Source organism: Streptomyces sp. WAC 04229, assembly GCF_003947455.1.
Classification (GTDB): domain Bacteria; phylum Actinomycetota; class Actinomycetes; order Streptomycetales; family Streptomycetaceae; genus Streptomyces.
This window is the reverse complement of the sequence record NZ_QHJH01000055.1, coordinates 17,446-42,064: the sequence shown is the minus strand read 5'-3', so window position 1 is coordinate 42,064 and position 24,619 is coordinate 17,446. Positions and strand designations below refer to the sequence as shown.

Sequence of the window (24,619 nt, the reverse complement as noted above, 5' to 3'; positions counted from 1 at the left end):
GCGCTCGAGGACTGGATCAAGAACTGGAACGAGCAAGCCCGGCCCTTCAAGTGGACCAAGACCGCAGACCAGATCATCGACCGCATCTGCCGCTACTGCGACAGGATCTCCGGACCGGGACACTAGCTGGTCGACGACGCGGTCGGCTCGCCCACTGACGCCGACGCGACGCCTCGCCCGTTGCTGCCCTCTCTGGCCAGGCGCCTGTCGGGCAGTGCTGTCACAGAAAGGCCCACCATCGCGATCTGTCCGGTACGAGCATCTGAACCAGCCCGGCGAGGTCGGCCACGTTGGCGAGCGCGGCCAAACCCACGGTCCGGCGATCACCCAGCGGGCGTAGCGCCGCCTCCGTTCTCCCTTGAGCAGGTGGCCAAACGCTCGCATCCCAAGTACTGCGCACGAAGCGTTCTCAAGGGCGGCCGACCCAGGCCCGATGGTGGGACGCGACGTACAACCCCTCGCGCTGTCGGCCGCACAAGACGCCGACGCGCGTTCTTCCCTCCACCACCTGCAACCCACTGTCCGACGGCCCCCAAAGGCGCCGATCGATCAGGAGCGGCGGGCGCAGCCACGTCCCGTGGTCTTCCCAGTGCCTGCCGACTTCAGGGACTTTTACTGAGGCCCAGTACACGGGGTTCTGTGCGAAATGCTCGATCAGTCCGGCTTCGCTCTCACCGGTCGGCATGGTATGGAAGTCCGTGGCTGGGAGCGTCTCCAGCGTCCAGGTGATCGCGCTCAGGTCGAGGTGGCCGTAGTCGGCCACGAAGGGGCCGTGGTCGCCGTGTTCGAAGAGGAAGTCCCGCAGCACATCGTCCGGCCACTGCAGGGCGGCCAAGATCGGGTCAGTGCGGAAGCGGTCGAGGTCAAGGCCGCCATCCTGGCGGCGGACCATCAGCGGGCCAAGGTCGTTGAGGTTCATGCCACCAGATCTATCGGAGATTGCTGACGGTGTTCCCCCTGTCCGCGGTCTAGTGACGTCTTGTCGGCTGCCTGGCGGCGACCACGGCTTCGGTGAGACGGTCCAGTCGGCTGTAGAGGGCCCGTACGAGGCGGGCGCGGTTCTGGACGCAGCACGCGGTGCCCTTGAGCGGTGCGGACAGGCGGCCGTCGGCTTCGCGGAGGATGACTTCTGCGAGGGCGCCGCGGCCGTCGCTCTTGGGCAGGGCGGCGGCGAGACGCCGGATGTCGGCGGCGACCGCGTGGGCGTGCCCGGTGAGCTGGAGGGCGATCTGCTCGTAGTCGCAGGGAGCGAGGTCCGGATCCTTCCACGCGAGGACGGCGGTGACGAGGGCCTCGTGCGGGGCGCGGTCCAGGGGCAGTTCGGCGTCCATCAGGCCCTGGGGGTCGTGGAGCACGGCTTAGGCCCCTCTCACCGCAGGCCCACCGCGTCGTCGACCGGGGCCGGGAGCGCCGGCGTCGCCGTGGTGGTGGCCGCGAGTTGGTCGGGCGCGGTGGCCGAGGCCGGCGGGAGGTTGTGGGCGTCGCCGGGCTGATTCCCGCTCGCGGACGGCGCGGGGGCCGGCGGGAGTTTCTCCGGTGCCATTGGGTCGGGTGTCGGAGAGGAGTTCGAGCTGCGATTTGTGGACACTTTCCGGCCCGAAAGTACGCAGGTGCCTCGCTTGTGCGGCGCGGTCGGTACAACGGTGGGAGAGATCGACCAGGGAGGGCTGCATGACCGAGTACAAGGACGCGCCCGAGCACAAGCCCGCGGTGGAGCGCGCGAGGCAGTACGAGGCGATGGCCTCCCGGTACGTCAAGAAGGCGTTGGCGGGCGAGGCGGGCGCGGTGCAGATGGCACAGACGTTCGCGTCGCTGGCAGCCGCCGCCCGGATGGAGCGCCTGGACTGGCGTTTGCGGGTGCTGGGTGACCAGCTTGGAGACGTGCAGAAGGCGATGGACGGTCTTCGTCGCAAGCTGCCCGAGCGGTGACGTCCCTCAAGTTGGCAGCGGCGCTGCTTACTGTGGGGTCGTGACCACGCCCTCCGATGACGCGGCCAAGCCGGTGCCGGTGCGGGTCGTGCTGCCCGCCGACCCGCTGCTCGAGCACCCGGAGCAGGAGGTCGTGGCACGGCTGTGGGGGCGACGGCAGACCGAGACCGGGTGGATGTACCTCGTGGGCCTGCCGTCGTACCGGGACCTCGAGGACGGCAGTGTGGAAGCCGCGGAGTACCGGGTATGGGTCCGGGCGCCCGACCACGTACGCCCGGTCGACGGCATCGACTACGACCAGGTCCCCACCGAGCCCCTACCATCGGCGCCCGCGTCGGTGGTTCGTGAGGTCCTCGGGGAGCGCCGGCCTTCGGGCTGGGTGCTGGCGAAGGTCCGCGAGGGGCGGGGCTCGGTCCGCGGGGTGCTGCACGCGCCGGACTGTGAAGAAGCCCCGCAGGGTGCGCCGCTGCTCGGTGTGGAGCAGGCGCTGAACGTCGCGGAGAACCCGGGGACGCGGCTGTGCACGCTGTGCGGGTGCGCTCAGGAGCTGACGCCGATGCTGAGCGGGTTCGACCGCATCACCGACTCCTGACCTGCCGTGGTCGGGACGGCCGGTGCCGTGGTCGGGCCCGTGGTCGGGCCCGTGGTCGGGCCCGTGGTCGGGCCCGTGGTCGGGGGGTGTCTCCGGAGTGACGGAGCGGCAGCGCACACGCGGGCCGGGAGTGCTGGGTTCGCCGGGGCACGGGTTGTACCACGGACGGTCTTCTCCTCGCGTTGAACGAGTGAAGGACTCGTCGCGGGGTGTCTGGCAGTCGCGGTGACCAGCGATTTCACATTTCGGGTCCGAGGCACGACGTCGTGGTGTCAGGGCAGACACCGCCGGCCGGTCGGCAATGCCACAACGCCGTGGCAGTCACCAGAGATTCATGGAGAAGACGAACGTGACCGAGTCAGTCGCAAGTTCGGGGCGACCGCGCAAGCGGAACCGAGCGATCCAGTATCTGTTTCAGGATCGCATCCAGGCGCGGGGTATGACCGAGGAGGAAGCGAAGGAGAAGGCCAGGGAGGAGATCATGAACCTCCTCATCAAGCACAGGTCGCACTGGCTTGCGCTCACCCAGCGCTTCGTGCGGGGCCACCAGGCCGAGGACTTCCTCCACACCGGGATCGAGCACATCATCGCCAGCCTCCCGGAGGACCCCCGCACCATCAAGAACCCTCGTGGGTGGATCGCCACCGTCCTCACCCGGCGCGCCCTGGACGAGTTGCGTCGCATGGACGCGGAGGCGCGGGCGCTGGAGAAGCACGGCGCGATGCCGGAGGCGTGGTCCGACCCGGACATCGCCGAGGCGGCGGAGGGCTACCTCCAGGTTCGCGACGTCCTCTATGACGTCCTGCCTGACCGGCAGCACCACGTCTACGTGCTGTACCACGTCGGTAAGTACTCGGGCGCCGAGATCGCCGAGATGCTCGGCATCAAGGCCACCTCCGTGCGCAAGGACCTGTCGAAGGCGCAAGCCGTTCTGAGGACGTCCGAGGTGCGCGAGCGTCTGCGCGACCGGTTGCGCGACTGAGGCCGGCGGTAGCCCTTCGCGGGTGAGCGGATAGGGGTGGACCGGTCCGATCCCCTCCACGTCTCCCGTTCGCCCGAGTGGGGTCATCGCCGATGCCCCAGTCCTACGGGATCAAGAACAAGGACGAGAACAAGAACACGAACAAGACCATGAACAAGAGCCACGACATCTTCGAGTTGAGCGAGAAGGAGCCCTTCGTGTACGACCGCATCATCTTGTACGTCTCGATCGTCATCACACCCGTGATGGCACTCTTCCGACGTCTCTTTAGGCGAATCGAGGCAGCTCGTACCCCCGTCGCCGTCTGGGACGACCCGACCTTGCGCGCCCAGGCATCGGAAGGGCGACCCGCGCGCCGCTCTCTGCGGACACCGCGAACCATGCGCACCTCTGAGCCGAAGAGGGCGTAGCAGCACACGAACCACGACCTCGTCTTCGTGCCGCGACAAGTGGGAGGAAGCTCAGTAAGTTCACGATAGAAGATCACTGACACAGGGCCGGGACCTGCGACTTCACAAGTCGGGTCCCGGCCTTCGTCGTGTGGGGTGTAGCAACCCCGATCACAGGAGCCATCATGGTGACCGCCTCCTCCCCCGCCCGCCGCATCGAGTCCTTCGAGCGGGACTTCGATGCGCGCCTCACCGCGCTGACCGCGGTCCTCGACGCCAAGGGGGACGACACCGCCGTCAAGGACGCCGTGGCGTCGCTGTTCGCCGTCGTCGACGTCGACCTCGCCGCCGGTGCGGAGGGCCTCGACGCGTACGGGGCCTTCGCGGCGCTGCTGACCAAGGTGGAGGCCGATCTCGCCGCCCGGGAGGCCGAACAGCGGTCCGCCCGGGGCCGGGTGCGCCAGGTCGCCCGCGCGCAGCGGCGTTACCGTCGTCGTCAGCTGCGCATGGCGGTCACCCGGATGGCGCCGCGCATCGGGTTCTTCTGCTTCGTCCTCATCGGCATTGTCGTCTTCGGCATCGCCGTCACGCTGATCGCGATGGGCAGCCTCGCCTCGGCCCTCCCGCTGTTCCCGGTCGCCGGAGCCGCCTGGGCCCTCGCCCGCGCCCTGCGCCGATAGCGCGCCCCAGCAGGGTCACCGGCCCTGCACCCGCGGTCCACGCGAGGAGACCGTGTCCGCTGCCCCCGACCCCCAGTGGGGTCGGGGGCAGCGCTGTATCCAGGCCATGCAGCGGCGTTGTTGCCCCGTTGGTGCAGGTCCCGGCAGATCAGCCCGTACTGGCCGTGTCAGCGGGCCCGGAGACGGGAGAACCAGCTCCCAGCCTCCGGTCCTGGAGCAGGTTCTTCTGCTTCATGGTGCGGGTGATCCTGCTGATCCTGCTCCCGGTGTTCGCGCTCGTCGGCTTCGGCCTGCTGATCGGCTGCGACGGCCTGGTCCTGGCAGTTCTCGCACAAGTGCGGGTGCGACTCGCGCTCGCCCCAGCCGCGGGTGTAGCCGAGCGTCTCCCGCTGGTCGTCGGTGAGTTTCTGCCCGCAGTCCGCGCAGGCTGGCCGCCGCCCCTCCCGCTCCGCGGCCATCCGTTCCTCACGGCGCCGTTCCTCTTCCCGGACGGCCTGGCGGCGGCGGGCGAGGTAGGCGTCCCGGCGGGCGTTGCCGATGGCGTCCAGCAGCGGCTGGCGGTGGTCGCGGCCGAAGCGCCAGAAGACGGGTCCGGCCGGGCCGTGTTCGCGCAGCTGGTCCAGGGTGGTCGCCACGATCGGGATGCAGCGGTCGTAGGAGTGGTAGCCGCCCTGGGGATGCCACCGCCCTTGCCAGTGGTGGCGGGTGAGGTCAGCGACCCTGGCCATCTGGTTGTTGGCGGAGCGCTGGCCGATCTGGTGGAAGACGAGCAGGACCGGCGGGTGCACCCGCTCGTACGCATCGGCGGCAGGTGCCCACCAGCGGGTGCGCCACAGCGGCTTCTCGATGCCGTCGGTGTCCTTCTCCTGCCGCTTGAAGAACCGGGCGTACTTGTCGAACTTCGCCGCGATGAGCACGGCCTCCTCGGTGCAGTTGTCGACCTCGATGAACAGCAGCGGCATCCCGGCTTCCGGGGCGGTCAGGACGACGTCGGCGCGGGCGCTGCCGATCGCCGGGTTCTTCCAGGTGCCCTTCACCGGGAGCGCGACCTCGGTGGCGTAGGAGGCGAGGGTGCCGATCCCGTCGGGTGCACAGGCGGCAGCCCGCGCGGCCGCGACCGCTTCGGCCGGCTCCTGCATGACCTTGTTCAGGTTCGGCTTCGGGCGGATCAGCGCGATGACCGTCTCGTTCACGGTCATCGGGTGCGAGGCGCCGGAGCGGCCCGCGCTCTTGGGCAGGCCGCCCATCTCCTCCAGCCCGCGGTCCAGGTCGATCGCGGCGGCAGCCAGACCGTCCTTCGTGAGCAGCCGGGTCTCCTCACCGCCCCGCGTGCGGCCGCCGTCAACGGCCAGGCCATGGCGCCGCAGATCGTTCACCGCGGCACGGTGGGAGGCGGTCCGGGCTTCCTTCCGCTTCGCTGGGGTCGGCTTGGTCGTGTGCCGGTAGGTCAGATGCGGCGTGGACAGCCGCTGAATCTGGTCGGCGGTGGCGATCTTCAGCACACCGAGGACGCGCAGCACATCGGCGCGCAGGTCGTTGCTCGATCCCGCCTCGTTCTCCTTGCGCTTGCCCGCCATCAGGCTCGCCCTCCCGTCGTCCGCGACCGGCCCACGGCCGGGCGCCGCCCCCCGGCCGTGGAGGGGACCGAGCCCCCGGACCCGATGATCTCCCCCACCACCGACAACCAACTCAAGGCCAAGGGGAGAGAAGAGGGTTGTGACGATCCGGCGCGGGCCCGAAAACCCGTAGTGACAAGGGCAAATACCGGGTGCGTGGCTGCCGGGCACGGAAGTGGCTTCGGCAGTGGGAACGCAAGCGCCGGCGGCAGGGCCTCACTGGGGCTTGCCCAGCAGCCGCTACGCGGGGCGCGGCCAGGCTGGGCGGCGACAGCGTGAGGGGTCGGGCTCCAGGATCGCGGCCGCGCGGGGCGGCGGGAAGGGGTGGGTCGGTCGGGAGCGGGCACGGTGTCCTCGTTCCTCCGGCCTGCTGGCCGGGTCGGCGGTTCCGGCCCGCGCGTGGATGTGCGCACGGGCCAGGGCCACCGTGAGGAAGGACCCCTTGTCCGCGGTCTGACGACCAGACCCGGCAGGCGTCCATTTTCGCCTTGACCAACCCTTGCAGGCTGGTTTTGTCCGTGGCCGACGCCACACCGCCGGGCGGAGTTCAGCGGGCGGGGCGTGTGCTGGACGGCGAGGCTCCGCGCCGCCAGTCCGAGGGCTTCTGGCCGCGGAACGTCTCGCCGCTCTCGATCCGGGCCTTGTTCCGGGTGAACTCCCGCTCGGCTGCCGACATCTGCCGGGGCGCACAGGCGGAGTGTCCCCAGCGGTCGGTCACCTTCGTGATGACCTCGCCCTTGACGTAGTCCTTGAAGCAGGCCGGGCAGGTGCCCGGATAGGCGGCGCGTACCGAGCCGCGCGGCAGCGGCACCGCCTTCTTCGCCGCCGGCTTCTCCGCGGCCGGCTTCTTCGCGGCCGGCTTCCCGCCACCCGCCTTCTTCTTCGCCGCCTGCGCCCGCTTGATCGCCTCGCGTTGCGCCTTGCCGGGCCGCTTCTTCGGCTGCTGCCCGCGTGCCGCCTTCGCGGCCTTCTGTGCCGGGGTCTGTCCCACGCGCGGATAGTCGAGCCGACTCCTGGCGGCCGTCGCGCGCCACGCGCACCAGCCACCGGGAACAGCGGCGCGCGGAGGCGCACCGGTAGGCGCGCGGCGCGTTGAGTTGCGCACGATGCACCGCACTCCCCCACCGGGTGGAGCGCACCGGGTGGACTCCAACGCGCAGCCGATGCGCATCACGATGGGTCCACTCCCCACCCGGTGCGCCAAGTGGCGTCCACTCCCACCCGGTGGAACGGACCGCGATGCCAGAGCGCGCGGCATCGTCCGCACCCCGCATCGCCCTTACGCAGGGTGATGATGCGTGGTGTGTCGGGAGGGAGAGATCTCCCCTCCGCCACCGTGCATCGGGTGCCCGGTGAGGGACGTCTCCGGAGTGGTAGCGGAGGGTGTCAAGGTGAAACGTCGAAAGATCGCGGGAGATCGTGGCTGGACAAGGGTTGCTTTCCGCTCGGTGGACTGGGTGGGATCCGCAGCGGCACACCTGGACAAGGGGGTGCATCGAGTGCACCGCGTCCGATGCTCCGTCACCCTCCGTATGTACACCGGGTGGAGCGGGCGGGAGCGGCCGGCCACTCCCGTACGCATCGTGCGGTGCACCGGTGCGGTGGGGATGAGTGCACGGCATCGTCGGCGCGCGAACCGGTGCGCCCGATGCACCGCGCCAGCGCACCGGATGCCGGGATGTCCTGCACTCCCCCACCGCACCGGTGCACCGGAGTGGAGTCCACCCGATGCGCACCACCGTGGTCTCCACTCTCCGAGTGGACTCCACCGCCCACCCAGCCGCCGATCCGCGCCCGGGTGGGCGGTGGAGTTCACTGTGCCCACTCACCCCCAGCGGCGGCCCCGCACGGAGCGCCACGGGCTCGGCCGGCCGCCGGGGTACTGCCGAGAGCGCGAGCGGCGCCGGACGGGCGGCGGCTTCGGCGACGGGTACAGCGCCGCGCGCAGCCGGGACGCGTCGGCGAGCTGCTCGAGGCGCTCGCACTGCTCCGGCGAGAGGTGCGGCAGGGTCGGGTGGACCATCGGGGCCTCCGTGCTTGGGTGGGTTAACTCCCCTGCACCCTCGCTGTCTGCGTCGCCCGCAGGGGCGCTCGCGCGGCCCGCGTCCCGACAGACGCTCCGGCGACTTCACCCGTCGTCCCGTGAGACGGGCACGAGCTCCGGGCCCTCGAGGATCCGAACGCGCCGACGCCCACGGACATCTGGTCCGTGGGCGTCGGCATGGTCAACGACCAGCGCTCAGCTCGCCATCATGGCCTGGAGGTCGCTGAGCGACAGCTCGTTCGTGCCACGGTCCGCCGCCTTGCTCTGCGTCCACGCGAGGATCGCCGGGTGGGCGTCCTCGTACTGCGCGCCGGCGGTCGTGTGCTGCCCGTCGCTGGTGGCGACCTGGGTGAGGTAGGCGGCCAGGGCGTGCGGGCCGCCGCCGTTGTACCCGATCTCGTAGCCCATGCCGTTCCTCTGCGGAAGGAGCGAGAGCACGCCCTTGTCCGTCCGGGCCCAGAACAGACCGCGGCCGGTGTAGAAGCGGCTGAAGACGTCGTTGGGGCACAGTTCGAGCGGGGCGTACGTGGTGTAGCTCCACTGGTCCGTGCCGCCGGTGCCCGCGTGCTTGAAGTGCTCGCCCACGACGGGCAGCCCGAACTCGGGATCGTAGAAGGTGCGGCGGCACACGCAGCCCGATCCGCTGATGGCTGAGGGGCTGGCCTTGTCCTCTGTGACGCACGGGTGGAAGAGGGCCGGGATCTTCTTCGGGTTCACGAGTGTGCAGTGCATCGCGTTCGGCTCGCAGCGCACCAGCCTGTTCAGCCACTCCTGGAAGTGAGGTGTCACGGTCTGCTGCGCCTCGATCTCCAGTACGGCGTTCAGCGACGACGTGACGGCGCCATGCTGGGGCTCGGTGTAGAGGACGAAGTTCAGGTAGCCCTTCGTCGGGTCGGTCAGGTTCAGATCGCGGGCCTCGTAGGGCAATGTGCCGCTCCAATGCGGGTGCCGGGCGGCCGGGGCGCGGCCGCGGGTAACGGTGAGGTCAGCCGGCGCGGTGTTCCGGGCGCAGGGTGAGGCCGCGGTTCAGGAACTGCGCGGTGTCGTCCGGCCCGAGCCCGAGAGCGCGGGCAACGGCGGTGCCTTCGTCATCGCGGACGAAGGCGAGCAGGATCTTGCGGCTGGCGGGGTCGGCCAGGACCCGGCGGGCGGCTTCGACGGTGTGAGCCAGGCAGCCGGTGGTGCCGTCTTCGACGATGTCCCGGCGCGTGGTGTCGTCCCAGACGTTGAGCTGGAGGTTAGCGCCCTCGGTGGAGCAGTCCTCCTTGGAGTCCGCGCCCAGGACGCACCGCCCGAGCAGCGCGGCGTGGGCGTGACGCTGGAAGTAGACGGCGGTGCCCAGAAGCCGGTCGACCTCCTTGGCCGCGTCTTCGCGGGCCTTCTCGGGGCTGACAAGCGAGGTCCTCGGGTCGTGGGGCTGCACCCGGATTTTCAGCGCCGCCAGGCTGCGGGCGAGATCGTCGGCGATGCTGAGCAGACCCACCAGGTTCACGTCGCCGCGCTGGCGGGGCGGGGGCAGTTCGTCGGGGTAGCTGTCGAGCGGTTCCAGCGGTTCGTGCAGGTCGGTCAAGGGTTCCTCCCGTGCCGGGTGCCAACCTCCCGATTCTCGATCCGGCTTCCTGGAGCTGGCGGGTGAAGTCGCAGATCGGCCACGCCCTGGCCGGTTGCCATCCCTCACCGGTCAAGGCCCGCTCCTCTGCCATGGGCGGGCCGGTTCGCGTGGTGCTGCTGCTGGTCGGTGGGCTTGACCGCGTCTGCCGGCTGCTCGGGCTTCGGCCAGTCCTCCATGGCGCGGCGGCGGGTGTCGGCGGCGCGGGTGAAGGCGGCGAGCCGGTCCAGGTTCTTGGGTGTGCGCAGCCATGTCGCCGGGTCGGTCGTGCGGCCCTCCAGGTACTCCTCGGGCATCGCGGCCTGCTGGTGGGCCTGAACTGCGGCGGCCCGCTGCGCCCGGGTCAGGGCGGCGTCCCGGCCCTGGTGGTCGACGGCGTGGGGAGCGGACGCCGTCTCGCCCTCGAGGTCGCGGTGATCGGCGGGTGCGGAGACGTTGTCGGCTCGGAAGCGGGCGTCGCGGATCGCGTTCTGCACAGCAAGGCTGGCGACCCGGGCCCGCTCGTAGCGGCTGGACTCCCGCGGCGGCGTGCCTTCGGCGGGAGCGATCCACCACCGGTGCGGCACCGGGAAGTCGGCGGTGTAGCTGATCCGGTCCGCCGTCGGAGCCCTCCGGCCGGGCTTCGCGACGGTGCGGCGGCGGGAGTACCGGAGCAGGGCCCGGTCGGCGATGTAGTCGTCCAGGCCGCGGGTGAACTCGCGGCCGCGCAGCGTCTCCAGCAGGTGCCGGCGCGCTTCGGCCAGGATGTGGCGCCGGGAGAACTTCTCTCGCACGGTGAAGACGACCGCGGCGATGTCGACGGCGGCGAGCGTCACGTCCACGGTGGGATCCACCCGCGCCCGGATCGCCGCTCCGACTGCCCGGCACCTGTCCAGGAGGCCGTCGATGAGCTGCTGGCCGAAGCGGAGGATCGCGGAGGCGCGCCACCACGCGAGCAGCTGCGCGAGCGGCTTCGGCTTCTTCTTCGCGGGCCGGGTCTCCTGCGCCGCCCACCAGCCCAGTGCGTGACGGCCGCGCTCGCCGGGCAGGTGCCCGTGGTCCTTCACGTACTGGTCGGTGAGGACCTCCAGGGCGTCCTCGATGCGCTGGCGGCGGGACGCTGACCAGTTGATGAGGTCCTCGGGCACTCCGGCGATCTCCATGACCGGACGCAGGCCCGGCGTGACTTCGCGCGGCACGGTCGCCAGCCCCAGGGTCTCGCACACCTCGGTCGTCATCGCCAGGGTGTAGAGCGTCCCGGCGGCCACCACGTACTGGTAGAGGCGGTAGGTGTCCAGGGCGCCCCAGACCGGTTCACCGTCGGCGCCCAGGCGCTGGACGCGGTTGAGGATCAGGCAGTGCTCGTGCAGGAGCGGCAGTCCGTCGCGGTTGTCGTAGTGTCGGAAGGCGGCGACCACGAGCGCGGGCGTCTTCGCGCGGCCGCGGCCTGATGCCCACCGGGTTTCGGCAACTTCGTCCTCCAGCCAGCGCAGCGCCGCGGCGAAGGCCCGCTCGTGGGCCCGCTCGATGACCCGGCGCACGGTGGCATCGCCTAGCGCCCACAGGACGACCAGGGACGCCTGCGGCCGGAAGGTGAAGTCCATGCCGAGCAGCGGTGTCTGCTTGCGGGCCTCGATTTCCTCGATCGGCTGCCCCAGCACCGTCAGCCGGCGGGCGGTGGCCGCGTCGACGCCGTCGTCCAGGAGGCTGCGCTCGATGCGGTCGGCGTCCGGGTGCCGGCCCTCGCCGAACAGCAGCTCCAGCTGGCGCTCGGATACCTGGCCGCCCTCGGTGAGCCCCAGCGCACGCAGACCGCGCCCCAGCCACCGTCCCGGTGGGAGACCGGCCAGCTCCTGGGCGTCCTTCAACGATTGTCCGACCGGGCGGCGGCCGTCCCCGAACGCGACTCCGCGTATGTAGTACCGCCACGCGTTACGCCTCTGGATCTTCGCGACACTCAGCATCGCCCCAGCACACACCGGCTCTGACCTGCAAAAGAAACTCGATCCCGTGAGGCGGGAGGGTTCACTGGAACTTCACCGCCGATCCCGTGCGACGGGCGGTTTTGGCGGGAGGAAGTCCGCTCTGGGCAGACCGCCGGGCCATGCAAATGCTGCGCATCGGCGGTCGACCGAGTTGCCCTCACGGGATGTTCGGGTGGCTCCCGTGGCGGGGGCACCTCGCAGTTGATGCCGGGATTCGACTATCAGGGTCCGGTCCGAGAGGCAGGGACCATGCCTTGCGAATGCTGTCGATCAGAGGACGGGCGCTGTAGGGCGATATCCCGAGTTCCTGTCGTGCATCGGCTAGCCGTTCAGGATCGCCTTCCTGGCCGTGTCCGGCAGCCAGTTCCGTACGGCGCTCGAGTCCGTCGGTGCTGAAGATGTCGAGCAGGGTGAGTGAGAAGTAGGCGTACGTGGATGCTTCGTCGATGAGCTGGCGTGCGCTGCCGCTGATCTCTGGATCGTCTGGTGGCCGATGTGACGAGTCGTCGGCTGTCGCAGGAAGGGGGTGGGCGCCGTAGGCGTGGAAGGCGAAGTGATCAAGCGTGCGGAGTACATCCGCTTCGACGCACGGACAGGGGTCTCGCAGGTAGCTGCTGAGCGTGCGGAAGGAAGCGAGGACGCCGCTGGTGTCGTGCGACCACTGCAGTTTGCCCAGCAGGGTGCGGAAGCCGGCAAAGGTCTCCGCGAGTTCTTCCAGGATGAGTTGCCGGGAGATGTCTGTGAGCTCGTAGGACTGGGTCTTGTCCTGTGTCTCGCGGAGCTGTAGGCCGTAGCGGAGCAGGTCGCGCAGGATGCCGCCGGACAGCGCGTGTGCGAGCAGGATGTGGGGTTCCTTCAGTGTCTGTGAGCGCCTGGCGAGGATGGCTCGTGAGTCGCTGAGGGTGCTGGGCTGGACATGGATGATGTCGTCCAGGGAGCTGTCGGTGGCGTCCCGGTGCGGAAGTCCTCTGCGGACGAAGGCGGCTCCCACGTCCTCAGCAACCGAGATCAGGTAGTGGACCAGAGGAACGCCCAAGATGGCTTTGATCTCCCGGAGGAACGCGAGCGCATCAGTGTCCGCGCCCAAGCGGTCCACTTCGTCGATGGCGATCACGACGGTCTTGCCCGCTTCGGTCCTCTCGGTGGCGATGCACCTGAGCAGTTCGCGAAATTCTTCCACCAGTTCCGGGTAGTTCGGGGGGACGGTGGACACAGACGCGGAGTGGTTGGTGCCCAGGCTCATGATCTGGGCAGTGCTCCCGGTGGTCAGGCCGTGGGTGGCCTGCTGGATCGTCTGAAGGCGGTAGAGGTGGTTCTGGCAGCGCGTGACCAACTCGGGTTCTTCCGACTGCGGCTGCCAGTCCCCCAGCTTCGACAGCAGGAATCCGGCGATGATGCCTGCCAGTCGCAGTGGGTTTTCCGGATCCGCTAGAAGGGACCGTATCTGCGGATTTGTGATGAGGAACAGCAGAAGGTAGATGCCCACGGCGGCGCTGATCGGGCGGAAGATCGTCTCCAGGAAGATGTGCCGCCTTCCGAGAGGGAACTCGACTTCCGAGTCGCGGATCAAGCGCAAGAACGACCACAGGAACAGCAGCCCTACTGCGTAGCCGACGGCTTGGTAGAGGGCCTCGGGCTGGGTGTTGTGCAGGTACCGGGCCCGCTGACGGATCTGTTCGTCCAGCAGCAGGGTGGCAGCGGATGCCCAGGCCAGGAGCAGTCCGATGGGTCTGATACCGCGCGTCCACAGGCGTCCCAGCATCCGGGGCAGCAAGGCTGTGTGCCTTGACTGCCACCAGACGATTCCGCCGATCGTGACGGCCAGGCTTGCGACGACGGTGTGGCCCTGCCAGATGGCCGTGACGTCGCTGCGTAGGGCGTCGGTGTACGTGCGCGCGACATCGGATACGGACGTGGCGTACTGCTCGTAGAGCGACCGGACCGAGGCCGAAAGCCCTAACACCACCAGGGCGGTGGCGGGCACTGCGAAGGAACTCCACCGGCTCAGCCGCTTGGCCTGGAGCCTGACTCGCCGCAGTGCTCGGCGCGCGGGCGACAGGCGAGCGAAGCCGGTGGGTTCATAGCCCCGGGCCCGCATGTACTTCTCGCACAGCTGGACCGACAGGGACAGGAGAAAGTCGTGTGGAGCGTAGGTGGCCGGCGCTTGGACGATCACGCCGAAGCCGGCCTTCTTGACGCACTGCTCCAGTAGCGTCGATTTGCCTGCACCGCGTGGGCCGCAGACGGCGATGGTGCCGTCCTCGAGGTGGGTGAGCTTGCGCTCGAGTTGACGCCGGGCCGCGTTCTCGATGATGAAGCCGGGCGCTCGGGGCGCGCGCAGGCCCCACTCGTAGTCATCGGGGATGAAGAGGGAGTCGGGGTCATCGCCCAGCATGTGACGGACCAGATCGGCCACCACGGGACCGGTACCTGTCTCTTGCAGTTCTTCACCCCAGCGTGCGGCGCATGCTCCTACCTCTATGCGTTGAAGGAGCCACGCGCCCTTGAGCCCTGCGGCTATCAGGCACTGTGTCAGGTTGGCCCACAGTCGGGACCCCCGCCAGATGAACAGCGTGACCATGGTGACTGCCGCCACCACCACCGCTATGAGCAGGGCGAGTGGGCCACTGAAGATCAACAGGGCAAAAGAGACGGCAGCGACCAGCGAGCAGACGACTCGCCAGTCCCACTGCGTCGCTCGAGCCGCTCGCTCGTGTCTGTCTCGGACCTCGGCCAGGTCCTCTATCGCTCTGTCGAGCAGGGATGAGGGGCACCGGAGGGTGGTGTAGCGGTGGTATCGCGTCGTCGTCATGCGCTCTACGACGGCGTCGCGGTCTACGCCGGCACGTTTGCCGAGCAGCCGCTCCGTCTCGGGCGCGTCAACTGCGGCCAGCACGGCCCGTTGGTAGATCGCTGACTTGTCGGCACCGTCGACGAAATCGAAGGCCCTCGCCGCCCATAACTCCAGCCAGGCCCGCAGGTGCGGCATCCATCCACCTTTCCCCCGAGTGCAGAACCTGCGGATGCTACTCCCGCGGCCAGCACTGTGGCAGGCGTTCTCCTGAAGGTGGAGGCTGGCTGCCTACGGTGCGTTGGTCCGTTTGCCCAGCAGGCCTTCTACACCGGCGAGCGCGCCGACCCACTGGAGGGCTCGCCCGCGGCTTTCGGTGCTTGGCACCGCGCGCAATGTGGGCGGGCTGCCTTCGAGGAGACGCAGCAGTTCGGTGCGGCGCTCGGTGTACGGACGGGGCCTCCAGTCGGTGTCGTCGACGGCGAGGACGTCGAAGAGTGCGACGTGGACGGTGAAGTCCGCGCCGCGTGCCGGGCCGCGGCGACCGGCGCGGGTCTGCAGGCGATCGAAGGCTACGCCGGAGCCGGCAGTGAGGACCGCGACGAGCTCACCGTCGAGGACGGCGTCCGGCAGACCGGCGACAGCGTCTGCGACATCGGAGAACTGGTGAGAGGGGTTAGTGCCGTGCCGACTCCACACACGTCGGGTCGCTGTGTGGATCTGGCATCTCCAGCCGTCTTTCTCCAGACTCTGCTGTGTCTCCCGAGACACAGCAGCGCCGCTCTGGCTCGGTCATCGTGAGACGGGGGCGATGTGCTGAGCGCTGACACGCCTGCGTCATGAGCTGAGTTTGGATACTCAGGACGAACGGAGCCAACGGCGCTATCAATGAGTCATGCGAGCATCACGCCCCGGTCCTGCTTCACCGTCCGCTGACCCTGAGCAACTCCCCGACCTTGTCATCCTCGTTCACGGCACCTTCTCCACCGCCGACGGTGAAGGGGGGGACCAGTGGTGGCAGCGAGACAGTCCAAACTGGCGATGGCTCCAAGAACACCTACCGGCGGGCGTCGCTCTGCCCGACGAATCTGTCCGACTGTTCCGATGGGACGGCGCGAACAGCCAGGTTAGCCGACTGCATGCAGCTAATAGATTGCTGGCGCTCATGCTGAAACTCGAACATGAAGGACGGAATTACCACCTGGTCGGCCATAGTCATGGCGGTTCCGTAATATGGGAGGCCCTAGTCAGCGCCGAAGTTACACGTAATCACGGGAGGGTCTATGCGGAACTGCGCCGGGCCTTGAACGATCCTGAAGTCCTACCAGGTGGCCAACCGCTCATCCCGCTACGGCGCGACGAGTACGACCCTTGGTGGGTGAGGTACAAGACTCGGGATCTTCCTGACTCGTCCGAGTATGAAGCCATTCGATCGGCGACAAAATTGCAAGGTTTGCGAAGTTGGACGACCGTCGGAACCCCATTCATGCGTTACATGCCGGTACGCCGAGGGCTGCTTTCCCGTTGCCTGTCCCTCCAATCGCCATCAGCCTGGCGCATCTTGGGCAAAGCGTACGTTGCTCTGATTCCGATGTTGCTGACGGCGCTTCCACTAGTAGCTTTTGCTGCTGCTCTTTTCGGGTGGAACTGGGGCAGGGCGGTGCTAACTAGCGACACCGCCAATGCGTGGAGTGTCCCTTACGCCTTGTGCTGGTTGGTCACTTTTCGCTCGATGAGAGTCAGCGACTATAATGATTCATTGTTAGATCGCGAGCGGGCTGTACCTGGTGTCTTCCGCCGGTTCTCCGGGCGCTGGCTGGGCTTATGGTCGCCATCTGATGAAGCCATTAACATGCTCTCGGCTCTGGCTCACCACCAGGTCAGGTATGAGCTGCTGTGGTCATCGGGCGCCCTGAGCGCCCGCCGAAAATTGGCGCGTCTCCCCAATCAGGTACCGCTACCGAATTTGACTATACCGGACCCTATTCGCACGATCACCCTGGTGCCGCACGTTCGGCGCACTTCTGTATTGTCCGCAACCAAGCCAGTCGTCACTTTGGTAAATCGATGGATCGCGCCGTTGTGGACACGAAAGATCGCCCGGACCTTGGCGCGCAGCGTCCAGGGATCTGACCTTCCTCGCACTGTTGCCGCCTATGTCTCACCCTGGCCGCTACCACTGGATCACGATTGCACCCACTTGGGCCTCCCTGTTCGCACCATTCGTGAAATCGATCGGGAGGTCACTGACTGCAATGCCATGCTCGCACCAAAGGCGCGCGAGCTACTGATTATTGCAGCATTGGAAGGCGTGTCGAAAGACGGTCAAGGTTCTGGCAGGTTCCTCATGGAGAGTGACAGTACGTTGGTGCATACCGGATACTTCAATAATCCGGATGTACGCAGGCTAATTATCCACCATATCTGCCAAACACGGACTTCGGTCGACGGCTACTCGGCACCGGCAGACGACGAGTTAGAAATCTGGCTCACACGGCACCTGGAGAGTACCCGAACCTGCTTCGCGGGTCTTTTGCAGCAGTCAATAGAGGCGCTGCGTGCGGATACGTTCCCAGTTGAGGATTCAGCCAGATGAGACACAGCAGAGCGTCCGGAGAACGGCGAACTTCAGAGCGGAGGCTGTGGGGTCTGTACCGCCTCCGCCGTTGCTGCCGGGGTCCTTCTTCGCGTCAGCGTTCGACGAGCATCCAACGATCACGAGAGTTAACGCTGCGGCTGCCGCCACCCTGATGGCGCCCTCATTTCATCCCCCAGTTCCACACTCGGAAGTCAACACGCACTCGCTTGATCATGACAGTAGCGGGGCGCATAGAGGGCGCTGCTGGCTGGTCCGGCGCGCGCAGCTCGCTGCTGCAGGACCAGCCACCAGACCGAATGAACACGTCGATGGCTGCCGCCCGGCCCTCGCGGAGGGGCGCCAGGCCCTTCGGGATGCCCCGCCCGGGCCCGTCGACCCGCTACCGCCCCCGTCATAGCTGACGCTCGATGCAGCGGCGGCTGTGGCCGGCTTCCAGCAACGGGTGGACCGTGGCGCGCCTGATTCGGACACGGTTGACCAACCGCTCACCCCGCCGTCACCGTCGCGGGTGATCACTTCAGGTTCGTGGGTGGTCTGCTGGCAGGTGCATACCTAGGTCATCCACAGGCGCAGTGACCAGAAGAGGAGGCCGATGACGCCGGCTCCGGTGCTGTAGGCGGCGCCGCGCAGAAGGTATTGGGTGAGGGTGCTGTGGTGGTCGCGGTTTCGGCGTTTGTTCCGGCGGCGGGCAGGCCGCCATGAGCCGCGTGTGTGCGGGTGTGGGCCGGTGGTCGGCTTGGGCTTGGTTCGGGTCCGCCTTTTCTGTGATGCCGTCGTGCGGGCGTCGCGGCGCGTACGCTTGGGCATGAGGACGCTCTCTTTCGTGAGGTGGTGTCCTGGGCGAGGAGTTCGCTCTGCGGTCGGTGGCCTCGGAACCGGTGACCGCGGGAGGGCTCCTTGTCTGCTGTCGGGGGTCAGGAGCGGCGGGCTGCCACGTGGTGGAGGCGGTCGGCGATCTGTCGTTCGGGCCGGCACACCAGGGGCTGGTCGTCGCTGTGGTGTAGGGCGAGGCGGACGACTTCGTCGAGCAGGGACGGGTGGGCGGTCGGCTGGTGGTGCTCGTGCATCCACTGGGTGAAGCGGGCGGTGCCGAGGAGGAACTCCTCGTCGAGGCCGGGCGCCTGCAGGCGCAGTTGGTCGATCCAGTGGGTTGCCTGGGTGCGGGCTCCTTGTGCGGTGTGGTGGAGGTAGAGGCAGTAGGTGGCGCCGAGGTGGCCGGCGCCGGCTGCCAGTTCCCACCAGAACTGGGCGCTCTGGGGGTGGTCGGCGAGGTGGAGCATGCAGCCGAAGAGCTGGGCGCCGTCGATGTCGAGGTCTTCGATGGGCGGGTGGCGGTTGCCGTCGCCGTCGTCGCCGAGGCAGGCCGCGAGCTGCTCGACGTGCCGGGCGGCCTGGGAGTTCTTGAGGTAGAGGCGGGTCAGGACGGAGAGCTGGCGGCGGGCTCGTGTGACCAGGGCGGTTTCGTGGGTGGGGGGCAGGGGGGATTTGCGGGCGAGGCGGCGCAGGCCGTCGGCTTCGTTGAAGGGGCGGCGGCGGGCGCGCAGGGTTTCGCCGGCTTTGGCGAGGATTTCTTCGACGGTGTCTGCGGGACGGGATCGGTTGAGTTTTGCTCTGCTCACGGCGTCAGTCCTTCGTGTCCGTCTCGCTGCCAGCGCCGGTGATGGCGTCGCTGTCCTTTTTGAGCAGCGTGGGCACGGCCTGTTCGATGCGCTGTTTTCCCTGGCGGCAGTGGTAGTTGACGGTCTGCTCGCTGAGGCCCATGTACCAGCCGATGCGCTGGGGTTTGATGCCGAGGATGTAGCGCAGGACGACGGCGTCGAATTGCTGGGGCGGGAGGCCGGCCAGGGCTTCGAAGACGCCCTGTTCGCTGTTGAGGCGTCCCAGGCCCTGGCGGTAGGTGGAGAGGCTGTGGGCTATCGCGGCGCGGTCCTCGGCGTCCTGCCGGTACTCCTCCACGGTCTGGCGCATGATGGCCCAGACCTGCTGTTGCATGTTGCTCTCGACCAGCAGTTCGTTCCAGTTGTCCTGCACTCGCGTCATTGCGGTGTGCACGGCGGACTCGGCTGCTTCGTTGTCTTCCAGGACGACGAAGGCGTAGTCGTGGAAGGCCGTCTGGTCGGACAGGTACAGCGCCTGGTAGCTCAAGGGCAGGCGGGTGTAGACCCCGATCGGGTCGCCACCGCTGCCGGCACCGACGTGCTCTGCGTGCTCGTTGTCGTTCATGTCTCCTCTTCGCGCGAGGACGGGTAGCGCCCCCCCCTTGCCCAGGCAACAGCGCCTGGGCCGCGGCTTTCTGACGACTACTCAAGCGCGCCGAACGCCCGATCGCTCATGCACGAGAAGACGAATTTCGCCCCATCAACCACGGACGGGACATTTAGCACTCAACTACCTTTCAGTAACAGGCCGTGAGCTGCCGCTTTCGATTAGTCATACGAACGAGAAGTGGATGAGCCTCCGAGAATGTGCCCCAGCTCACACCGGCGCATCCGAAGACGCCTCCACGAGCCACGACACGCACGAGTGAAAACCAGCGAACCGATTGACGCAGCGAAGCCGACCGCCACGCATCGGGGCTGTCCGCTGGCGGCCCTTCCCCCTCGACGAGCAGGACTCCGCCCGGACCGAGTCACTCCACACGGGGGTCGGAGCGGTCCTGCCTACGGCACCGGCTGGTAGGTGATCTGCCCGGGGCAGTCGGCCCCGATAACGCGGATGGCCGCTGCTTCGTCCTCGTCGGACGACAGGCGCCAGCGCAGCTCGCGCTCACCCACTCAGCGACGGAGCGGAGCGGCAGTGCGTCGCGGCCGCCGGGCGGCAGCCCCGTCGCTGGGTCCTGGTTGACGAACCCAGCAAGTACGACGGTCCTCACCTGACCGCAGACCACGTCCGGGGGCTCAGGAGGCGCGCGGAGGCTTCCGGGGCGCCTTCTTTGCGGCCGTCTTCTTGGCCGCGGTCTTCTTGGCCGGCGTCTTCCTCGCGCTCTTCTTCGGCTTCGCCAGTTCGTGGATGTCGGCGTGCGTGCCGTCCTCGCGGGTTTCCCGGGCTCTGGCAACGGAAGCGTTGAGCGCGGCCATCAGGTCCAGCACGCCCTCGGGCTGGTCAGGCTCCGGTGCGGTCGGCGGTTCGCGGTGCTCGCGCTTGGCCACGATGATCTCGCTGAGCGCCTTGGTGTACTCGTCCTCGAACCCCGGGCCGGTCAGATCCTCCACCGTCATTGTGTCCATCAGCGCGAGCGCACCGTCGACTTCCTCCTGCGAGACCTCCACCGGCGCCGGCAGCAGCGACGACGGATCACGGACCTCGTCCGGCCAGAGCATCGCGTGCAGCACGATCGCCTCCGCGCGCACCCGGAGCAGGCCCAGACGCTCGCGCCCCGACCAGGCGTACTTCACGACGGCCACCCGCGAGGAACGCTCCAGCGCCTGCCGCAGCAGCTTGTACGGCTTGGCGGCGACCTGCTCCTTCGGCTCCAGGTAGTAGCCGGAGCCGATCCGGATCGGATCCACGGACGCCAGCGGCACGAAAGCCACGATCTCGATCGCGCGGGCGGTCGGCAGCGGCAGGTCCCGCAGATCCTCGTCGCTGATCGGGATGATCTGCGTCTTCGACAGCTCGTAGCCCTTGCCAATCTCCGCGGCCGTCACCTCGCGGTCCTCCAGCTCACAGACCTTGCGGGTGCGCACTCGGCCCATGTCCTCCAGGTGGACCCGGTGAAAGCGGATCGAGTGGTCCTCGGTCGCGCCGGTGACATTGATCGGCACGCTGACCAGGCCAAAGCTGATCGCGCCACTCCATACGGTCCGGGGCATGACCTACCTCCGCAGCAGCCCCGAGTCCTTCCAGGCTAGGACGAACGCAACCGCCGGGCACCCCGCCGGCGCGAGGGCGCAGGGCAGTCCCCCGGGCGCGTGGTTGTCCCGGGGGCGCTGTGGGAGGCTGCCTATGCCGCTGGCTCGTAGGTGACGGTCTGGTCCGGGCAGTCGGCCGCGACCTCGCGCATGGCAGCTGCTTCGGCTTCATCCGCCGACAGGGTCCAGCGCAGTTTGGTGCCCACCCACTCGGCGATGTAGCGGCAGTGCACCTCGGCGGCCGGCGGCAGCCACGTCGCGGGGTCCTGGTCCGACTTGGACCGGTTGGAGCGGGCGGTGACCGCGACGAGGCTGGCCTCGGCGCCCAGGTCGTTGGCGTAGGCCTCCCGCTGCGCCGCGGACCAGGTCGAGGCGCCACTGTCCCAGGCCTCGGCCAGCGGGCCCATGTGGTCGATGTCGAGGCCGGAGGCAGAGGTGACCCAGACCTGGTCGTAGTAGGAGAACCAGCGGCCGCCCGTCAGCCGGCACCGCGACCCGACGGTCGGGGGCTCCACGGCTTCGGCGATCAAGACCTCGGCACGGGTGTTGCAGCCGTCGGAGGGATTGGCGCCGGTGTTCCAGTGGCGGAAGGCGTCCCGGTCGTAGCCCTCACGGGACTCCTCCGCGATCGGGAGGGCGGCCACCGCCTCGGCCAGGGACAGGGTCTGTGCGGCCTGGGCAGGCGCGGGCACCGTCAGGGGCAGGGCGACGAGGAACGCGGCACTCAGGCCGCGCAGCACGGTTTTGAGCATGACCCGTTCGTAGCGGGCCGGCCGGGGGCGCAGTGGGGCGTTCGCCGAAGGCGCCGCCCGTGTGGGGGTAATGGTCCTACCGGCGCCGGGGAGTGCGTCAGCCGGCCGCGGGGTGCAGCTGTAGAGGCGTTGGGGCGTGGTGACGTCAGTTTCGCGCCCGGCCTACGAGCAGCTCGCAAGCCGGGCCCTGTGCAGTAGTGGGGGCTCAACGAGCGATGAGCCGTTGGCTTGCAGCGTTCCCTGCCGTTGGGCTTCGATTTCAGGACGCAGCTGCCGAAGCTGCCGCCGGTCCTCAACGGAGTCGAAAATCGGTTGCGGCGCAGTTGCAGCCGTGGGCTGGCCGGGCAGGGCGTGGGTCAGTCAGCTGCGGCCTACCAGGCAGCTTCGGCGTCCTGGGCGGTGGGGTGGGTTGGGAAGACCTGCTCCAGTCCGACGACGCGGAGGATGCGGCTGACGCGGGTGGGAACGGCGACCAGGACGATGCTTGCCTCGCCCGCGAGGGCGTGGTTGCGGGCGGCGATGAGCATGGTGATGCCGGTCGAGTCGCAGAAGGTGAGGGCGCCGAGGTCGATCACGAGCTGCTGGCCGGTGCGCAAACTGAGCGCGTCCAGTGCGTCCCGGACCTGGGGTGCGGTGTGGTGGTCGAGCTCCCCGGCAAGTTCGATGACCGGACCGGATGCGGTGGTACGGGTGTGGACGGTCAGGTCGTTGGTCACTGCTGCTCATCACTGGTGAGTCGGGGCACGTGGATGGCCAGGACGGCGGTGTCGTCGTCGACGCCGCTGCCGAAGGTGTCGAGCAGGTCACGGACCGCGCGGATGGTGTCCGAGGCGGTGTTGGGGGCGAGGTCACGGCCGAAGTCGAGGAACGCGTCGTCGCCGTAGCGTTCTCCTCCGCCGGCTGCGGCGTTGGTGTGTGCTTCGGTGAGGCCGTCGGTGTGCAGCAGGAGGGTGTCGCCGGGGGCCAGATGGACGGTGGCGGTGGCGATGTGAACGTCGGGCAGGACGCCGATGAGCTGCCCGCCGGGGGTGGGCAGGAAATCGGCGGTGCCGTCCGCGCGCATCAGCAGGGCCGGCGGGTGACCGCCGCTGGCCACGGTGATGCGGAAGCCGCCGCGGTCCTCATCGGGGGTGAGGAGGCCGTAGACAACGGTGCAAAAGCGGGGGTCGGTCCCGTTGTACTCGTGGTTCAAGACGGTGTTGAGGTTGCCGAGGACGGCGGCCGGGTCGGAGTCGTAGACGGCGGCGGCGCGCAGGGTGTAGCGGGCCAGGGAGGTGACGGCGGCCGCGGCGGCGCCCTTGCCGCACACGTCGCCCAGGAACAGGCCCCAGGTGCCGGCCGCCAGGGGGAAGAGGTCGTAGAAGTCGCCGCCGACCTCGTCGACGGAGGCGATGTGGTAGTACGCGGACACGTCCAGGCCGGGAACGTTCGCCAGGGCGGGTGGTAGCAGGGTCTTTTGCAAGGTAGTGGCCAGGACTTGGAGCCGATCGCGTTCGATGTCGGCTTCCTGGCGGGCGCGCAGCAGCTCGGTTTCGTAGGCGCGGCGGTCACGGGCGTCGAAGATGGTGGTGCGGATCAGCAGGGGCTGCCCGTCGCTGCCCGTCTTCACCGTGGAGGTGACCAGGACCGGCAGCCGGGTGCCGTCGGCGGCCTTCAGCTCCAGGGCGATGCCGCTGATCTCGCCCTGCATGCGCAACAGCGGGCCGAAGTGGGTCTCGTGGTAGAGGCGGCCGCCGACGGTGAGCAGGTCGGAGAAGTGCTTGCGGCCCACGAGGTCGTCGCGGTGATGTCCCAGCCAGTTCAGCAGCGTGGCGTTGACCTTGGCGATCCGGCCGTCCAGCTGGGTGGAGAGGTAGCCGCAGGGCGCGTGCTCGTACAGGTCCTCGGCGCTGTCCTCCAGCAGTGCGGAGAACTGCGCCTGGTCGTCCGGCCCGTCGTCTTCTCGCCGGTCGGCCTCTTCGTCGTTGATCTTGCTCATCACCGGGCGGCTCCCACGAACGTTGCGATGGCCTCGGCGGTCTCCTCGGGCGCGGCGAGCTGTGGGCAGTGTCCGGTGGCGTTCAGCGTGACGAGTCGGCTGCCGGGTATCTGGGCGTGCACGAAGGCGCCCACCTCGGGCGGGGCGATCGCGTCGTCGGAGCACTGGGCGACCAGGGTGGGCACCGTCACCTTGGCGAGGTCGGCGCGGTTGTCGGACAGGAAGGTCACGCGGGCGAAGACCGTGGCGATCTTCGGGTCGGTGCGGCAGAAGCTGCTGGTGAGCTCCTCGCCCAGCTCGGGCCGCTCCGGATTGCCCATGATGACCGGGGCCATCGCACCCGACCAGCCCAGATAATTAGCATCGAGCGATTGCAGCAGCTCGTCGATGTCCGGGGCGCTGAACCCGCCCCGGTAGCCGGTGTCGGGATCGTCGATGAAGCAGGGGGAGGGTGCCAGCAGCACCAGGCCCGCGAACGCCTCGGGCTGTCGAGCGGCGGCCAGCACGCCCATCATGGCGCTGACCGAGTGCCCGACGAATGTCACCGGGCCCAGGGCCAGCTCCCGGCACAGTTCAAGGAGGTCTTCGACGTATCCGTTCAGTGTGGAGTACCGCTCCGGACTCCACGTGGAGAGGTCTGAGTTCCCCGCGCCGACGTGGTCGAAGAGGACGACGGTGAAGTCGCGCTCCAGTGCCGGCACCACGAGACGCCACATGTTCTGGTCGCATCCGAAGCCGTGCGCCAGCATCACCACCGGCCCGCCAGCTTTGCCGGTCACCCGTACATGGTTCCTGCTCCGCACGTCCATACGGCCCATCCTCGCAGACCCTCTTTGCGCCTTC

The 24,619-nt window shown here is 68.6% G+C and carries 24 protein-coding genes; 6 read left to right on the top strand and 18 right to left on the bottom strand.

What is annotated here, in order from left to right; translation table 11 throughout:
- Positions 1–409: 409 nt before the first annotated feature.
- From DMH12_RS17335 to DMH12_RS39115, 3 genes are read right to left on the bottom strand one after another with little or no spacing between them, the layout of a single operon-like run.
- Complete coding sequence (locus DMH12_RS17335) at positions 410–919, bottom strand: hypothetical protein (protein ID WP_125492481.1); 510 nt, start codon at positions 917–919, stop codon at positions 410–412.
- Positions 920–968: 49 nt separating this feature from the next.
- Entirely contained in the window at positions 969–1,331 is a 363-nt protein-coding gene (locus DMH12_RS17330; protein WP_125492488.1) for a restriction endonuclease, read from the bottom strand.
- Between the two features lie 38 nt (positions 1,332–1,369).
- A complete protein-coding gene (locus DMH12_RS39115; RefSeq protein WP_185832374.1) occupies positions 1,370–1,543 on the bottom strand; it encodes a hypothetical protein in 174 nt (57 codons plus the stop codon).
- 128 nt (positions 1,544–1,671) lie between these two features.
- On the opposite strand from DMH12_RS39115, the gene DMH12_RS17325 reads away from it, so the two are divergent.
- The 5 genes from DMH12_RS17325 (at position 1,672) to DMH12_RS17305 (ending at position 4,572) form a co-directional block, all read left to right on the top strand.
- Positions 1,672–1,929 carry a hypothetical protein gene (locus tag DMH12_RS17325; protein ID WP_125492480.1) on the top strand — a complete coding sequence of 86 codons (258 nt, stop codon included), beginning with the start codon at positions 1,672–1,674 and terminating at the stop codon, positions 1,927–1,929.
- A 40-nt stretch (positions 1,930–1,969) separates the two neighbouring features.
- Positions 1,970–2,521: a DUF6233 domain-containing protein gene (locus DMH12_RS17320; RefSeq protein WP_399187683.1), complete on the top strand. Its 552-nt coding sequence runs from the start codon at positions 1,970–1,972 to the stop codon at positions 2,519–2,521.
- A 439-nt stretch (positions 2,522–2,960) separates the two neighbouring features.
- Positions 2,961–3,503, top strand: coding sequence for an RNA polymerase sigma factor (locus DMH12_RS17315; protein WP_185832373.1), 543 nt, complete (start codon positions 2,961–2,963; stop codon positions 3,501–3,503).
- Positions 3,504–3,595: 92 nt separating this feature from the next.
- Positions 3,596–3,913 carry a hypothetical protein gene (locus DMH12_RS17310; protein ID WP_125492478.1) on the top strand — a complete coding sequence of 106 codons (318 nt, stop codon included), beginning with the start codon at positions 3,596–3,598 and terminating at the stop codon, positions 3,911–3,913.
- Between the two features lie 164 nt (positions 3,914–4,077).
- Positions 4,078–4,572, top strand: a complete 495-nt coding sequence (locus tag DMH12_RS17305; RefSeq protein ID WP_125492477.1) for a hypothetical protein — start codon at positions 4,078–4,080, stop codon at positions 4,570–4,572.
- A 167-nt stretch (positions 4,573–4,739) separates the two neighbouring features.
- Here the strand turns inward: DMH12_RS17305 and DMH12_RS17300 are convergent, their stop codons facing one another.
- The 8 genes from DMH12_RS17300 to DMH12_RS17265 form a co-directional block, all read right to left on the bottom strand.
- A complete protein-coding gene (locus DMH12_RS17300; protein WP_125492476.1) occupies positions 4,740–6,149 on the bottom strand; it encodes a replication-relaxation family protein in 1,410 nt (469 codons plus the stop codon).
- A 586-nt stretch (positions 6,150–6,735) separates the two neighbouring features.
- Complete coding sequence (locus DMH12_RS39110) at positions 6,736–7,179, bottom strand: hypothetical protein (protein ID WP_185832372.1); 444 nt, start codon at positions 7,177–7,179, stop codon at positions 6,736–6,738.
- An 834-nt stretch (positions 7,180–8,013) separates the two neighbouring features.
- A complete protein-coding gene (locus DMH12_RS17290; RefSeq protein ID WP_125492475.1) occupies positions 8,014–8,211 on the bottom strand; it encodes a hypothetical protein in 198 nt (65 codons plus the stop codon).
- A gap of 216 nt (positions 8,212–8,427) precedes the next feature.
- Positions 8,428–9,159, bottom strand: coding sequence for a hypothetical protein (locus tag DMH12_RS17285; RefSeq protein ID WP_260474240.1), 732 nt, complete (start codon positions 9,157–9,159; stop codon positions 8,428–8,430).
- A 58-nt stretch (positions 9,160–9,217) separates the two neighbouring features.
- Positions 9,218–9,802: a hypothetical protein gene (locus DMH12_RS39105; protein ID WP_185832376.1), complete on the bottom strand. Its 585-nt coding sequence runs from the start codon at positions 9,800–9,802 to the stop codon at positions 9,218–9,220.
- A gap of 104 nt (positions 9,803–9,906) precedes the next feature.
- Positions 9,907–11,784, bottom strand: a complete 1,878-nt coding sequence (gene mobF, locus DMH12_RS17275) for a MobF family relaxase (RefSeq protein ID WP_125492474.1) — start codon at positions 11,782–11,784, stop codon at positions 9,907–9,909.
- A 178-nt stretch (positions 11,785–11,962) separates the two neighbouring features.
- Entirely contained in the window at positions 11,963–14,794 is a 2,832-nt protein-coding gene (locus DMH12_RS17270; protein WP_125492473.1) for a hypothetical protein, read from the bottom strand.
- Between the two features lie 93 nt (positions 14,795–14,887).
- A complete protein-coding gene (locus tag DMH12_RS17265; RefSeq protein ID WP_125492472.1) occupies positions 14,888–15,367 on the bottom strand; it encodes a hypothetical protein in 480 nt (159 codons plus the stop codon).
- Between the two features lie 394 nt (positions 15,368–15,761).
- Between DMH12_RS17265 and DMH12_RS17260 the strand changes: the two genes are divergently transcribed.
- Positions 15,762–17,192, top strand: a complete 1,431-nt coding sequence (locus DMH12_RS17260) for a hypothetical protein (RefSeq protein WP_125492471.1) — start codon at positions 15,762–15,764, stop codon at positions 17,190–17,192.
- Between the two features lie 917 nt (positions 17,193–18,109).
- On the opposite strand, the gene DMH12_RS17255 is transcribed toward DMH12_RS17260, so the two are convergent.
- From DMH12_RS17255 to DMH12_RS17225, 7 genes are all read right to left on the bottom strand, one after another.
- Complete coding sequence (locus tag DMH12_RS17255) at positions 18,110–18,814, bottom strand: hypothetical protein (protein ID WP_125492470.1); 705 nt, start codon at positions 18,812–18,814, stop codon at positions 18,110–18,112.
- A 4-nt stretch (positions 18,815–18,818) separates the two neighbouring features.
- A complete protein-coding gene (locus tag DMH12_RS17250; RefSeq protein ID WP_125492469.1) occupies positions 18,819–19,418 on the bottom strand; it encodes a sigma-70 family RNA polymerase sigma factor in 600 nt (199 codons plus the stop codon).
- Positions 19,419–20,092: 674 nt separating this feature from the next.
- Positions 20,093–21,007, bottom strand: coding sequence for a Ku protein (locus DMH12_RS17245; RefSeq protein ID WP_125492468.1), 915 nt, complete (start codon positions 21,005–21,007; stop codon positions 20,093–20,095).
- Between the two features lie 131 nt (positions 21,008–21,138).
- Entirely contained in the window at positions 21,139–21,798 is a 660-nt protein-coding gene (locus DMH12_RS17240) for an HNH endonuclease family protein (protein WP_125492467.1), read from the bottom strand.
- Positions 21,799–22,169: 371 nt separating this feature from the next.
- A complete protein-coding gene (locus DMH12_RS17235; protein WP_125492466.1) occupies positions 22,170–22,514 on the bottom strand; it encodes an STAS domain-containing protein in 345 nt (114 codons plus the stop codon).
- Positions 22,511–23,776, bottom strand: a complete 1,266-nt coding sequence (locus DMH12_RS17230) for a PP2C family protein-serine/threonine phosphatase (protein ID WP_125492465.1) — start codon at positions 23,774–23,776, stop codon at positions 22,511–22,513. Before DMH12_RS17230 ends, DMH12_RS17235 begins: the two co-directional genes overlap by 4 nt.
- Positions 23,776–24,585, bottom strand: coding sequence for an alpha/beta fold hydrolase (locus DMH12_RS17225; protein ID WP_125492464.1), 810 nt, complete (start codon positions 24,583–24,585; stop codon positions 23,776–23,778). The genes DMH12_RS17230 and DMH12_RS17225 overlap by 1 nt, the downstream gene beginning before the upstream one ends.
- Positions 24,586–24,619: the final 34 nt, after the last annotated feature.

Bases quoted from the DNA above. Each gene is read 5' to 3' on its own strand.
- DMH12_RS17270 (WP_125492473.1), bottom strand. From the start codon at position 14,794: ATGCCGCACCTGCGGGCCTGGCTGGAGTTATGGGCGGCGAGGGCCTTC.
- DMH12_RS17325 (WP_125492480.1), top strand. From the start codon at position 1,672: ATGACCGAGTACAAGGACGCGCCCGAGCACAAGCCCGCGGTGGAGCGC.
- DMH12_RS17315 (WP_185832373.1), top strand. From the start codon at position 2,961: ATGACCGAGGAGGAAGCGAAGGAGAAGGCCAGGGAGGAGATCATGAAC.
- DMH12_RS17240 (WP_125492467.1), bottom strand. From the start codon at position 21,798: ATGCTCAAAACCGTGCTGCGCGGCCTGAGTGCCGCGTTCCTCGTCGCC.
- DMH12_RS17305 (WP_125492477.1), top strand. From the start codon at position 4,078: ATGGTGACCGCCTCCTCCCCCGCCCGCCGCATCGAGTCCTTCGAGCGG.
- DMH12_RS39115 (WP_185832374.1), bottom strand. From the start codon at position 1,543: ATGGCACCGGAGAAACTCCCGCCGGCCCCCGCGCCGTCCGCGAGCGGG.
- DMH12_RS17310 (WP_125492478.1), top strand. From the start codon at position 3,596: ATGCCCCAGTCCTACGGGATCAAGAACAAGGACGAGAACAAGAACACG.
- DMH12_RS17290 (WP_125492475.1), bottom strand. From the start codon at position 8,211: ATGGTCCACCCGACCCTGCCGCACCTCTCGCCGGAGCAGTGCGAGCGC.
- DMH12_RS17335 (WP_125492481.1), bottom strand. From the start codon at position 919: ATGAACCTCAACGACCTTGGCCCGCTGATGGTCCGCCGCCAGGATGGC.
- mobF (WP_125492474.1), bottom strand. From the start codon at position 11,784: ATGCTGAGTGTCGCGAAGATCCAGAGGCGTAACGCGTGGCGGTACTAC.
- DMH12_RS17245 (WP_125492468.1), bottom strand. From the start codon at position 21,007: ATGCCCCGGACCGTATGGAGTGGCGCGATCAGCTTTGGCCTGGTCAGC.
- DMH12_RS17225 (WP_125492464.1), bottom strand. From the start codon at position 24,585: ATGGACGTGCGGAGCAGGAACCATGTACGGGTGACCGGCAAAGCTGGC.
- DMH12_RS17300 (WP_125492476.1), bottom strand. From the start codon at position 6,149: ATGGCGGGCAAGCGCAAGGAGAACGAGGCGGGATCGAGCAACGACCTG.
- DMH12_RS17250 (WP_125492469.1), bottom strand. From the start codon at position 19,418: ATGAACGACAACGAGCACGCAGAGCACGTCGGTGCCGGCAGCGGTGGC.
- DMH12_RS17330 (WP_125492488.1), bottom strand. From the start codon at position 1,331: ATGGACGCCGAACTGCCCCTGGACCGCGCCCCGCACGAGGCCCTCGTC.
- DMH12_RS17260 (WP_125492471.1), top strand. From the start codon at position 15,762: ATGCTGAAACTCGAACATGAAGGACGGAATTACCACCTGGTCGGCCAT.
- DMH12_RS17230 (WP_125492465.1), bottom strand. From the start codon at position 23,776: ATGAGCAAGATCAACGACGAAGAGGCCGACCGGCGAGAAGACGACGGG.